Genomic DNA, 12,462 nt, shown 5'->3' on the forward strand with positions numbered 1-12,462 from the left:
CCTCCCTTCCCCGCCCCGGAGATGCACCGATGAAGCTCCCGCTCCTGGCCACCGCGCGTGGCCAGCTGGACCGTCTCGCCCCCTGGTTGGCCCCGCTCGGCCTGCGGCTGCTGCTGGCCTGGGAATACTTCGAATCCGGCCGCGAGAAACTCCAAGGCCAGAACTGGTTCGCCGATCTGCAGGACGCCTTCCCGTTTCCGTTCAACCAGCTGCCCGCTGCCCTGAACTGGCAACTGGCCACCTGGTTTGAACTGCTCGGCGCAGCCTGCCTGCTGTTCGGTTTTGGTACCCGTTTTGCCGCTGCCAGCCTGCTGGTGCTGACCGTGGTGGCCACCTACGCCGTGCACTGGCCGATGCAATGGAACTCGCTGGGCGACCTCGCGATGGGGTATGCGATCAGCGACCAGGGCTACGGCAACTTCAAGCTGCCGGTGCTGTTCATGGCGATGCTGCTGCCGCTGGTCTTCACCGGCGCAGGCAGGCTGAGCGTGGATGCGTTGCTGTGGCGGTGGCATCCGTCGGGTACGACGGCACGTCCCGCGTTCCGGTAGATCCGACCTTGGTCGGCGCATCGCGTGCCAACCAAGGCTGGCACCTACCGGGTTCTGCCACGGTGGCGGGCATGGGCTGCGTGGCCGGGCGCTCAGGGTCGCTCTGCTAGAATTCACGCATGACCGACCCCATTCCCGCACCTGCCGCCGCTCCCGATTCCGCAGTATCCCAGGCGCAGCGCGCGATGTCACAACGCTTCCGCGGTTTCCTGCCGGTGGTGGTGGATGTGGAAACCGGCGGCTTCGACAGCCAGCGCAACGCGCTGCTGGAAATAGCCGCAGTGCCGATCGAGATGGACGAGAACGGCCTGCTGTACCCGGGCCAGACCGCGAGCGCCCATGTAGTGCCGGCCGAAGGCCTGGAGATCGACCCGAAGTCGCTGGAAGTGACCGGCATCATCCTCGACCATCCGTTCCGGCTGGCCAAGGAAGAAAAGGCCGCACTGGACCACATCTTCACCCCGGTGCGCGCGGCAATGAAGAAATACGGCTGCCAGCGCGCGATCCTGGTCGGCCACAACGCCCATTTCGACCTTGGCTTCGTCAACGCCGCCGTGGCCCGCACCGGTCACAAGCGCAACCCGTTCCATCCGTTCAGCGTGTTCGACACGGTCACCCTGGCCGGCATCGCCTACGGACAGACCGTGCTGGCGCGCGCCGCCACGGCCGCCGGGCTGGGCTGGGATGCCAACGAGGCACACAGCGCGGTGTATGACACCGAACAGACCGCGCGGCTGTTCTGCACCATCGCCAACGCCTGGCCGCGGTAAGGCAGCCAACGGCGCAACCGCATCCACGCAGTGCGGACCAACGGTCCGCACCCACCACACACCGCACGGTAGATCCACGCCACGCCTGGATGCGATCAACCAATACTCGTACGATCGCGGCCATCGCTCTTGGCGCGGTACAGTGCGCGGTCTGCGCGCTGGTACAGCAGCGCCGGGGTGCGGTCGTCGGCATCCAGCTCCACCAGGCCCGCGCTGAAGGTCACGCGCAGGCCTTCCACACCGGCCCAGTCCGGGTGGTCATGGAACAGGCCGCGCAGGCGTGCGCACAGCTGTGCGGCCTCTTCCAGGCGGGTGTCGTTGAGCAGCAGCGCGAACTCTTCACCGCCGGTGCGCGCCGGCAGGTCCGAATCGCGGCAGGCCGCAGCGATCAAGCGCGCCACCTGCACCAGCACGGCATCGCCGATGCTGTGGCTGTGGCGGTCGTTGACGTCCTTGAAGTGGTCGATATCCAGCACCACCAGGCACAGTGGATGACCACTGCGCTGCGAACGGGCGAAGTCGCGGGCAAGGGTTTCGTCGAAGGCGCGGCGATTGGGCAGGCCGGTCAGTGCATCCTCGCGGGCCTGCCGTTCAAATGCCTCAGCCTGGCGTGCCAGGCGCTCGGCCAGTTCGGTCTTTTCCTGGTTCAACGCCTGCAGGTGCACGGTCTTGGCCTGCAGGTCGAAAGTTGCTTCGTCAACCCGACGTGCCAGGCGCAGGTTGCTGGCCTTCAACTGCTGCAGCAGCAAGCGGTACAGCGCCACCAGCCCGGTCAGCAGCACCAGTGCCCCCAGCACCTGCACGCTGCGTCGCTGCCACCAGAACGGCTCCACGGTGAAGCTCCACACCGCCTCCTGCTGGCCCCAGCTGCCACCGGGATGTGCCGCCGCCACGTGCAGGGTGTATTCGCCCGGCGGCAGGCCGACGAACTCCACGCTGCGCTGCGGGCCGCGCTCGACCCAGCCGGCATCAAGCCCATCCAACCGCGTGCGGTAACGGATCCGGTCAGACATCAGGTAGCTCAGGCCGACATAGCTGACCGCCAGGCGGCGGCCACCGGGAATGGCGTTGCGATCCGGTCCTTCCCAATGCACCGGCGCGCCATCCACCTGCACGCTCTCGATCGCGGCGGGCGGCGATGGCCGCTCGCGGAAGCGCTGCAGGCGCTGCGGATCAACCGTGCTCAGGCCACCGGCAGTCACCACCCAGAACGTGCCGTCCTGGCGCAGGATCGCCGAAGGCCCCGAGCTGCCGTTGGCCTGCGCATTGGCCATGCCGTCGATCTCGTTGTAGCGCTCCACCATCACCCGGGGTGCTCGGCCATCGGCCACCGCGTTCAGGGTAGCCATGTCGGTGCGCAGCACGCCTCGGTTGCTGCTGACCCACACGTTGCCAAGACGATCAGGCACCAGCTGGAACACCGCGTCCACCGGCATACCCTGCTCGAGCCCCACCCGCGCCAGCATCCCGTTCCGCCAGCGGTACAGGCCACGGTCGCTGCTGATCCACATCGCGTCGCCCAGCTGGTGGAAGCCGAACACGCTGCGGCCACCGCCCATCGGCGCGAGGTCGATCGACTGCACGTGGTCGCCGCGCAGCACGCGGATTCCCTCGATGGTGCCGATCCACAGGTTGCCCTGGTGATCGTGCTCAAGCGCGGTGATCAGGCCGCCGGGCATGCCCGCCATGCTTGATACCTGCACACGGTCGCCGTCGATGCGGACCACGCCCTTCTGCGTGCCGGCCCAGACCACGCCCTGTGGGTCTACGCTGATCGCGCGGATGTTGCCGCCCGGCATGCCATCGGCAGCGGCGTAGTTGTGCCGCAGCCGGCCGTCGGGACCAAGACGGTAGACGCCATCGCCGAACGTGCCGACCCACAGGTCACCGTCCGGTCCCTGCGCCAGGCTGAGCACCGAAGGTGCCTTGCCACCGCGGTTGTGCAGGGGCATCGCACGGAAGCGGCCGTCGGCCGTCTGCAGATCGAGGCCGCTGGCGCTGCCCACCCAGAGCTGGCGGTCGCGGTCCTCGAACACGGTGCGCACATAGTCGCCACTGAGCCCATCGCGCTCGGTGTAACTGCTGAACAGCGTTTCGCGCAGGCGGTACAGCCCGCCGTTGGCGCCCACCCAGATGCTGCCCTCGGCGTCCTCGCGCAGGCTGACCACGCGTCCGCCCGGCAGGTTCAGGCCTGCCGGCAGCCGCTCCAGGCCATGTGCGGAGATGCGCAGCAGGCCCTGGTTCTCGGTGCCCAGCCACAGGTCACCATGGCGATCCTGCAGCATCGAGGTCATGTGCAGCTGTCCCGGCAGACGGTGCATCAGCACCAGCTGGTCATCTTCCACCCGGTACAGGCGCTCGCCGGCGACGATCCACAGCGCACCATCCGGCGCACGGTAGGGCCATGAAAGACCACTGCCGGCCCCCAGTCCCCAGGCTGCGGGCGCGCGTTTGAGCACGCCGTCGTTGTCGCGCAGCACCAGCCCGTCCAGCGTACCGACCCAGACCCGGTCCTGCGCATCGACCACCAGCTTGGTGAAACTCATCGCCATCGGAAGGTCCGCCGCCGGCGCCTGGTAGACGATGCCATTGTCCGGTGTCAGATAGCCGATGCCCTTGCCCTCGTACAGCAGCCACAGCCGGCCCTGGCTGTCCATCTGCATGGACTGTATCAGCACCTGCGGCGTATCGGCCTGGTGCTCCCAGACGCGCCACTGGCCATCGCTGCCACGGTGGCTGACGTTGCCGCGCGAATCACTGATCCACAAGCCACCCTGGCGGTCGACGAACAGCGCACCGATGCCGTTGTCGCGCAGGCCCGGGCGGGTGCTGCGGTCGAACACGGTGAAATCCAGGCCGTTGTAGCGCACCAGGCCTTCCCAGGTCGCGAACCACAGGTGGCCTTCGGGGGTCTGCGCGATGTCACGCAGCGAGTTGTGCGGCAGGCCATTGCGCGAGGTCCATACATCAATGGCATAGTCGCGCAGCGGCGGCGCCCCTTCCTGCGCAGCCACCGGCAGCGCGAGGGCCAGCAGCAGGCACAGCAGGCCCTGTCGCAGCCATCGACCGATATCTGATCCGCAGCGCTCCGCCCAGCGCCGGATGTCCCCCTGTGCGGCCATCAGTGCAGCAGCGGCGGCCAGGCAGGGCTGCCGTGCCTGGCAGCGTGCGGGAACGGCCGGGCAGCGCGGAGCGGCATGCCGGCGGGAACGGGCTGGCTCATCGGGGGGGAACTGGGAAGTTGGGCAGATGATAGGCCAAAGCCGGCCCACCGCGTCACCATCGCCAGCTGCGAAGGCTCAGCCGGCGCGCCCCGGCGGCGTCACCTGGGCGCTGGCCGGCCACTGCACCACCGCCTCCAGCCCGCCTTCGGCACGGTTGCGCAGCCACAGCCGCGCCCCATCCTTCTCGGCCAGGGCGCGGGCGATGGTCAAGCCCAGCCCGGCCCCTCCGGTCTGGCGCGAACGCGAGGTTTCCACCCGCACGAAGGGATCAAACACCGCCTCCAGCTGCTCCTCGGCCAGGCCCGGGCCATCATCGGCCACCACCACGGTGATCGCACCCCCACTGCGCTCGACCCGTACCCGCGCCCGTTGCGCATACATCACCGCATTGTCCACCAGGTTGGAGAACAGGCGGTGCATGGCCAGCGGGCGCAGCATCAGCACCGCCCCGCTGCCGCCTTCGAAGACCACATCGGCGCCGCCTTCGGCGGTGTCCTCGACAATGCTCTCCAGCAGCGAATCCAGGTCCAGTGCTGCACGCTGCTCGGCACTCTCGGCACTGCGGGCCAGCTCCAGGCCCTCGCGCACCAGTGCCTGCATCGCGGCCAGATCGCCAATCAGGCGCTCACGCAGGGCCTCGTCGCTGACATTCTCCAGCCGCAGCCGCAGCCGCGTCAGCGGCGTCTGCAGATCGTGGGTGATCGCTGCCAGCATCTGCGTGCGCTCGGCCAGATGCCGCTGCAGCCGGTGCTGCATGGCGTTGAAGGCTTCGGCGGCGCGCTGCACTTCGCGCGGCCCGCGCAGCGGCAAGGGATCGCGCTGCAGGTCGTCGCCCAGGTCTTCGGCGGCAGCGGCCAACTCCTGCAGCGGCGCGCTTGCAATGCGCGCGACGATATAGGCCAGCACCGCGATCGCCAACACCAGCAGGGTCAGGAACCACGGGTCAACGGCGAGGATGCCGTTGTGCGCTACCGCCGGCGAATCCAGCGCCAGCTTCAGCAGCGTGCCATCGGTGAGCGTTACGTCCACCGCGCGGCACTTGGGCGGAATGAACGCCGGATCACGCTCGCGCGGGTGCTTGCGATGCCCGGGCGGCGGCGGCGGCAGCAGTTCCTGCAGCTTGGGGATGCAGGAGCGGAATGAAGCGAAGTGCACGTGCGCGCGTGCGACCGGGCCTGGCCGATCATCCAGCACTTCCATCAGAGCTGTATCGGCCCGCCCCAGGCGCGCGCCGGGTTGCAGGGCGCGGACGCTGGGCCCACCGATCTCGAGCAGGCGCTCGCGCAGTTCCGGATTGCCGTCCAGCAGGTTGACGTAACCCTGCAGGCGGTCGGCGATGCGGTTCAGGTTCTGCCGCTCGAACTCCTGCTGCCGCTTGGAGGTGGCGAGCATGGTCGCGCCGATCGCGGCCACGCTCATGCCCAGCAGCAGGATCACGAACAACCGCCCGACCATCGAGGACAGGAAATGGCGCAGGCGTTTCATCGCGGCCTATTCCAGGTTCACCGAGGAGGCCAGTACATAGCCTTCGTTGCGAACGGTCTTGATCAGCCCATCCGGGCCACCGTCGTCGCCCAGCTTGTTGCGCAGCCGGCTGACCTGCAGATCGATGGCACGGTCCTGTGCCTCGTAATTGCGCCCGCTGCTGAGCGCGACCAGCTGCTCGCGCGACAGCACTTTGTTGGCATGGGCAATGAACACCCGCAGCAGCCGGAACTCGGCGCCGGACAGCACCACCACGCGGTTGTCCGGGTCAACCAGATGGCGGTGTTCCAGGTCGAACACCCAGCGCGAGAAGCGCGCACGGCGAATCGCCAATGGCTCCAGGTTGGCCGGCAGCGCCTCGGTCCGGCGCAGCACATTGCGGATGCGCGCCAGCAGCTCGCGCGGCTCGAACGGCTTGGCCAGGTAGTCATCGGCGCCCATCTCCAGGCCCAGCACGCGGTCAATCGGCTCGGCACGAGCCGTCAGCATGATCACCGGCGTGTTCGAGCGCGCGCGCAGGTCGCGGCACAGGGTCAAGCCATCCTCACGCGGCAGGTTGAGGTCGAGCACGATCAGGTCCACGTGCTCACGGTCCAGCAGCTGGCGCATGGCGGTGCCATCAGCCGCCGTGCTCACCTGATAGCCGGCGCGGCCGAGCTGCTCGGCCAGCAGGGTGCGGATGTCATTGTCGTCGTCGACGATCAGCAGTCGATGCATCGTGTTTTCAGTCTCCATGTCGCGATCATCCCGTGTCGGCAGCTGAACCGCATCCGGGGCAATGCGTACCAGTGTATCCACCGATGGTCGGGATACCTGTGGTTACGCCTGTTTGCCGACAGTGTTACATAGAGACATACCCCGAGGATTGAGCCGCCTGTCGCCCGGTCTTCACAATGCCCGCCAACGCCGCCCGCGCGGCCCCGAGAGTGAAGCCACGACGTGACGTTCCGCCTGCTGCCCGCGACCCGCCGGGGTCGCCTGATACTGGTCGCCCTGCTTGCCCTTGCCGTCGTTGCAGCCGCCTGGTGGCTGCTGCGCAAGCCGGCCGTCCCGGCGGTGGCGACCGCGCCCGTCAGCCGTGGTGACATCGAGCAGACAGTGGAGGCCACCGGTGTGATCGACGCCTACAAGCTGGTCAGCGTCGGCGCCCAGGCCTCGGGCCAGATCAAGTCGCTGAAGGTACAGCTGGGCGACACCGTGAAGGAAGGCGACCTGATCGCCGAGATCGATGCCACCACCCAGCAGAACCAGGTGCTCAACGCGCAGGCCTCGCTGGACCAGGTCACCGCGCAGCGCGCCGTGCAGCAGGCCACCCTGCGCCAGGCCGAACTGGAATTCGCGCGGCAGCAGCAGATGCTGGCTGCCGAAGCCACCTCGCGCCAGGAATATGATGCCGCCGAGGCGCAGTTGAAGACCGCCCGTGCCCAGCTGCAGTCCTACGAGGCGCAGATCAAGGGCCGCGAAACAGAACTGGGCACCGCCCGCGCCAACCTGGCCTACACCCGCATCACCGCGCCGATGGACGGCACCGTGGTGGCGGTGGTGGCGGAGGAAGGCCGCACCGTGAACGCCAACCAGACCGCACCGACCATCGTGATGCTGGCGCGGCTGGACGTGGTCACCGTCAATGCCGAGATCTCCGAGGCCGACGTGGTCAAGATCAAGCCCGGCATGCCGGTGTACTTCACCACGCTGGGTGACCCGGACCGCAAGTACCACGCCACGCTGCGCCAGATCAATCCGGCGCCGGCCTCGATCGCCAACGAAAGCTCCTCCAGCTCCAGCAGTTCGTCCAGTTCCAGTTCCAGCAGCGCGGTCTACTACAACGCGCTGTTCGACGTGGAGAATCCGGACGGCACGTTGCGCATCGACATGACCGCGCAGGTCTCGGTACTGCTCAAGCAGGCCAAGGGCGTGCTGATGGTGCCGGCGGTGGCGCTGGGGCCGAAGCGCCGTGGCGACGAGCGCATGGTGCGGGTGCTGGACGACAAGGGCCAGCCACAGCCGCGCAAGGTCACGGTGGGCATCAACAATGGCGCCTCCGCCGAGATCCTGTCCGGGTTGAAGGAAGGCGAGCGCGTGGTGGTCGGCGAGGCCAGTGCAGCTGCGGCCGGTGCCGGTGGCGGGAACCGAGGCGGCATGCAGATGCGGGTCGGCGGCCCGGGCATGGGTCCGCGCCGATGAGCACGACGGCGCCGCTGCTGCGCCTGCGCGACCTGCGACGCGAGTTCCCGGCCGGTGATGATGTGATCGCCGTGCTGCGCGACGTCAATCTCGACATCCATGCTGGCGAGATGGTCGCCATCGTCGGCCAGTCCGGCTCGGGCAAGTCGACACTGATGAACATCCTCGGCTGCCTCGACCGCCCCACCCGCGGCAGCTACCAGGTGGCCGGCCGCGAGACCGGAAAGATGGCGCCGGACGAACTGGCCGAACTGCGCCGCGAATATTTCGGTTTCATCTTCCAGCGCTACCACCTGCTCGGCGACCTCGACGCGCGCGGCAATGTGGAAGTGCCGGCGGTGTACGCCGGCAGCCCGGGCGCAGTGCGCAATGCGCGTGCCGAGCAGCTGCTGCAACGCCTGGGCCTGGGCGACCGCATGCATCACAAGCCCGGCCAGCTGTCAGGTGGCCAGCAGCAGCGCGTGTCGATCGCACGCGCGCTGATGAACGGCGGCGAGGTGATCCTGGCCGACGAACCCACAGGCGCGCTCGATACGAAATCCGGTGAGGAAGTGATGGCGATCCTCGGCGAACTGCATGCCGAAGGCCACACCATCATCATCGTCACCCACGACATGAGCGTGGCCCAGCACGCACAGCGCATCATCGAGATCCGCGATGGCGAGATCATCGCCGACCGCGCCAACCCGAATGCGCCGGCCTACCGTGCGCAGCGCGAAGCCAGTACCGGGGCCGCCCACGGCAACAGCTGGCGGGCGGCCCGAGACCGCTTCTCCGAAGCGTTCCGCATGGCGCTGCTGGCGATGAACGCCCATCGGCTGCGGACCTTCCTGACCATGCTCGGCATCATCATCGGCATCGCCTCGGTAGTGTCGGTGGTGGCGCTGGGCAACGGCTCGCAGCAGCAGATCCTGCAGAACATCAGCGCGCTCGGCACCAACACCATCGACGTCTATCCCGGCCGTGGTTTCGGCGACATGCGCTCGGCCCGGGTGCAGACGCTCAAGGCCAGCGATGCCGATGCACTGGCAAAGCAGAGCTACGTGGACAGCGCCACCCCCAGCGTATCGACCTCGGTCACCGCGCGTTATCGCAACCAGTCGTCGACCGCCCAGGTCAGCGGCGTCGGCGAGCAGTTCTTCCGGGTCAAGGGCGTGACTCTGCTCAGCGGCAGCTTCTTCGATACCGATGCAGTCAAGGGCCTGGGCCAGGTGGCGGTGATCGACGAGAACACCCAGACCCAGTTCTTTCCCGATGTCGACCCGGTCGGACAGGTGATCCTGCTCGGCAACGTGCCGGCACGCGTGGTCGGCGTGGCCAAGCGCCAGAGTTTCGGCTTCGGTGGCAGTACCAGCCTCAGCGTGTGGGTGCCGTACACCACGGTGATGTCGCGCATGCTCGGCCAGAGCCACGTCTCCAGCATCACCGTACGCGTGGACGACGACACACCGATGGATGCGGCGCAGGAAGCAATCACCCGCCTGCTGACCCTGCGCCATGGCACCGAGGACTTCTTCCTCAGCAACAGCGCGGAGATCCGCCAGACCATCGAGCAGACCACGCGCACGATGACCCTGCTGATCGGTGCCATCGCCGCCATCGCACTGCTGGTCGGTGGCATCGGCGTGATGAACATCATGCTGGTGTCGGTGACCGAGCGCACCCGTGAGATCGGGGTGCGCATGGCGGTGGGTGCACGGCAGAGTGATATCCGCCAGCAGTTCCTGATCGAGGCGGTGCTGGTGTGCCTGCTCGGCGGCGTGCTCGGCATCGGCCTGGCGCTGCTGCTGGGCTCGATGATCGGCCGCTTCGCCAGCGATTTCCAGGTGCTGTTCTCCACCGCCTCGATCGTTGCCGCGTTCGCCTGCTCGACCTTGATCGGCGTGGCGTTCGGCTTCCTGCCCGCACGCAACGCCGCACAACTCGATCCGGTGGAGGCCCTGGCCCGCGAATGAAGAAGATGATCCGACTGCCCTTCCCCGCTCCCCGGCACCTGCTGCCGGCCGGTGCGGTTGTACTCGCCCTGTCCGGCTGCGCCTCCGTCGGCCGCTATCCGGTGCATGACCCGGCCGTGGCGGCGCAGTATGGGCGTGGCGATGCCACCCTCAATGCACCGGCCGACGGCCCGCGCAGCAGCCTGGATACACCCGGCCGCGACATCCGGCAGGACACCTGGTGGACCGGCTTCGGCGATGAACGCCTCGACCGTCTGGTGGCGCAGGCGCTGGCCGCCAACAGCGATCTGGCCGCCGCCGGCCTGGCCGTGCAGCGTTCACGCCTGCAGGCCGGCCTGGCCAGCAATGCGCTGTGGCCGCAGCCTTCGTCATCGGGCGTCAGCGGCAGTGCCAGCCGCGCCACCGACCAGGCCGATGACTGGCGCCGCAGCTATTCCACCGGCGTCTCGCTGGGCTGGGAAGTGGACCTGTGGGGGCGCCTGCGCACCCAGCGCGACATCGCCCGCTGGGAAGCCGAAGCCAGCGAGGAAGACCGGCAGAACACCGCGCTGCTGGTGATCGGCGACACCATCACCCAGTACTGGAACCTGGCCTATCTCAACCAGTCCATCGCCACCGGCCAGGCCAACCTGGAGCGGTTGGAACGTACCCGCGAACTGGTGCAGGCCCGCTTCGACGCCGGCGCGGTATCGCGCCTGGAAGTGCGCCAGGCGCTGCAGAACCTGCAGTCGCAGCGCTCGGCGCAGAGCGCGCTGGAACAGCAGCGGGTGGAAGTGCGCAATGCACTGACCGTACTGCTGGATGGCACGCCCTGGCCGCAGCAGGACGAACCGCAGGACCTGCTGGGCGCACGCAGCCCGGACATCGTCGAGGGGTTGCCGGCCGACCTGCTGGGCCGCCGTCCCGACCTGCGCGCGGCCGAGCTGCGCCTGCGCAACAGCCTGAAAACGATCAAGGTCACGGCAACCCAGTATTACCCGGCGTTGAGCCTGACCGGCAGCCTCGGTTCCAGCGCCACCTCGCTAGGCAATGTGCTGCGCAATCCGGTGGCCACGCTGGGCGCGGGCCTGTCACTGCCGTTCCTCAACCTGCAGCGCGCGCAGCTGGATACCGACATCGCCGGCACCGCCTACCAGATCGCCGCGGCCAACTTCCGCAAGACGCTGTACACCGCGCTCTCGGAAGTGGACAACGCGCTGTCGGCACGCGAGCAGCTGGCGCGGCAGGTGGCGGCCTCGCAGGCGTCGTATGACGAAGCGGTGGAAGTGGAACGCGCGCAGGAAGTGCGTTACCGCGTGGGCGCGACCGACCTGCGCACCTGGCTGGAAGCGCAGCAGACCCGGCGCGATGCCGAGCTGTCACTGGCGCGCGCGCGGCAGGGGCAGCTGAACAACGATGTGACCCTGTTCAAGGCGCTGGGCGGCAGCGCGGGTTAGCGCCTTCTGTAGAGCCGAGCCCATGCTCGGCTGCTTTCTTGATCGGGTATGCGATCGCCGAGCGTGGGCTCGGCTCTACAGATCAGCCGCGCTGGCGCACGGCCTCGAACAGGCTGACGCCGGCGGCGACGGAGACATTCAGGCTCTCGATCTCACCCGGCATCGGGATCTTGACCAGGCCATCGCAGTTCTCACGGGTCAGGCGGCGCAGGCCATCGGCCTCGCCCCCCAGCACCAGGGCGATGTTGCCCTTCAGGTCCAGCTGGTACAGCGAAGCGGTGGCTTCGCCGGCCAGGCCATAGATCCACACGCCCTGCCTCTGCAGGTCCTTCAGGCAGCGCGACAGGTTGGTCACCGCCACCACCGGGATCAGATCGGCGGCACCGGCCGAAGTCTTGCGTACGGTCGCGTTCACCGTGGCCGACTTGTCCTTGGGGATGATCACGGCAGTGGCGCCTGCGGCAGCCGCCGAGCGCAGGCAAGCGCCGAGGTTGTGCGGGTCCTGCACCTCGTCCAGCACCAGCAGCAGGGCCTTGCCCTCGGCTGCGGTGACCAGGCCTTCCAGCTCGTTCTCGCTGTAAGTGCGGGCGGCGGCATAGCGCGCGGCCACGCCCTGGTGGCGTACCGAACCGCCGACACCGTCCAGCGCCTGGCTGTTCACCTTGCGCACGTCGATGCCCTTGCGGCGGGCGTTTTCCTCGATCTCGGTCAGGCGCGGGTTCTTCGCACCGGCCTCGACCAGCACTTCGCGGACGTTCTCGGCGTCGTTCTCGATGGAGGAGGCGACGGCGTTGACGCCGACAATCCACTGGCTGTTCTTGCTCATGCGGGCGGGGACCGGAAAGGGGGTGGCTATG

Annotated in this window: 9 protein-coding genes; 5 read left to right on the top strand and 4 right to left on the bottom strand. The window is 68.1% G+C overall.

What is annotated here, in order from left to right:
* The first annotated feature begins 29 nt into the window (after window positions 1–29).
* Both VG543_RS00925 and rnt read left to right on the top strand, forming a co-directional pair.
* On the top strand, window positions 30–551 hold the full coding sequence (locus VG543_RS00925) for a DoxX family protein (RefSeq protein WP_312545212.1): 522 nt from the start codon (window positions 30–32) through the stop codon (window positions 549–551).
* A gap of 185 nt (window positions 552–736) precedes the next feature.
* A complete protein-coding gene (gene rnt / locus VG543_RS00930; protein ID WP_005408782.1) occupies window positions 737–1,321 on the top strand; it encodes a ribonuclease T in 585 nt (194 codons plus the stop codon).
* Window positions 1,322–1,416: 95 nt separating this feature from the next.
* Here rnt and VG543_RS00935 read toward each other — a convergent pair whose 3' ends face one another.
* The 3 genes from VG543_RS00935 to VG543_RS00945 all read right to left on the bottom strand — a co-directional run bounded on the left by VG543_RS00935 (window position 1,417) and on the right by VG543_RS00945 (window position 6,765).
* Window positions 1,417–4,443, bottom strand: coding sequence for a two-component regulator propeller domain-containing protein (locus VG543_RS00935; protein ID WP_423177489.1), 3,027 nt, complete (start codon window positions 4,441–4,443; stop codon window positions 1,417–1,419).
* Window positions 4,444–4,620: 177 nt separating this feature from the next.
* The gene (locus VG543_RS00940) at window positions 4,621–6,030 is read right to left on the bottom strand and encodes an ATP-binding protein (RefSeq protein ID WP_021204122.1); all 1,410 of its coding nucleotides are present in this window, start codon (window positions 6,028–6,030) and stop codon (window positions 4,621–4,623) included.
* A gap of 6 nt (window positions 6,031–6,036) precedes the next feature.
* Window positions 6,037–6,765 (bottom strand): response regulator, encoded by a 729-nt coding sequence (locus VG543_RS00945; protein ID WP_019659087.1) that lies wholly within the window; start codon window positions 6,763–6,765, stop codon window positions 6,037–6,039.
* 204 nt (window positions 6,766–6,969) lie between these two features.
* Here VG543_RS00945 and VG543_RS00950 point away from each other — a divergent pair, with 204 nt between their 5' ends.
* The 3 genes from VG543_RS00950 to VG543_RS00960 are packed head-to-tail and all read left to right on the top strand — an operon-like array spanning window position 6,970 to window position 11,605.
* Window positions 6,970–8,214: an efflux RND transporter periplasmic adaptor subunit gene (locus VG543_RS00950; RefSeq protein WP_423177490.1), complete on the top strand. Its 1,245-nt coding sequence runs from the start codon at window positions 6,970–6,972 to the stop codon at window positions 8,212–8,214.
* Window positions 8,211–10,169: a MacB family efflux pump subunit gene (locus tag VG543_RS00955; protein WP_423177492.1), complete on the top strand. Its 1,959-nt coding sequence runs from the start codon at window positions 8,211–8,213 to the stop codon at window positions 10,167–10,169. The genes VG543_RS00950 and VG543_RS00955 overlap by 4 nt, the downstream gene beginning before the upstream one ends.
* A complete protein-coding gene (locus VG543_RS00960; protein ID WP_058979458.1) occupies window positions 10,166–11,605 on the top strand; it encodes an efflux transporter outer membrane subunit in 1,440 nt (479 codons plus the stop codon). Before VG543_RS00955 ends, VG543_RS00960 begins: the two co-directional genes overlap by 4 nt.
* A gap of 82 nt (window positions 11,606–11,687) precedes the next feature.
* Here the strand turns inward: VG543_RS00960 and rlmB are convergent, their stop codons facing one another.
* Window positions 11,688–12,431 (bottom strand): 23S rRNA (guanosine(2251)-2'-O)-methyltransferase RlmB, encoded by a 744-nt coding sequence (gene rlmB, locus VG543_RS00965; protein ID WP_019659091.1) that lies wholly within the window; start codon window positions 12,429–12,431, stop codon window positions 11,688–11,690.
* Window positions 12,432–12,462: the final 31 nt, after the last annotated feature.

Origin of the sequence: Stenotrophomonas sp. CASM101, assembly GCF_049384845.1 — a bacterium.
In the GTDB taxonomy this organism is placed as follows: domain Bacteria; phylum Pseudomonadota; class Gammaproteobacteria; order Xanthomonadales; family Xanthomonadaceae; genus Stenotrophomonas; species Stenotrophomonas hibiscicola.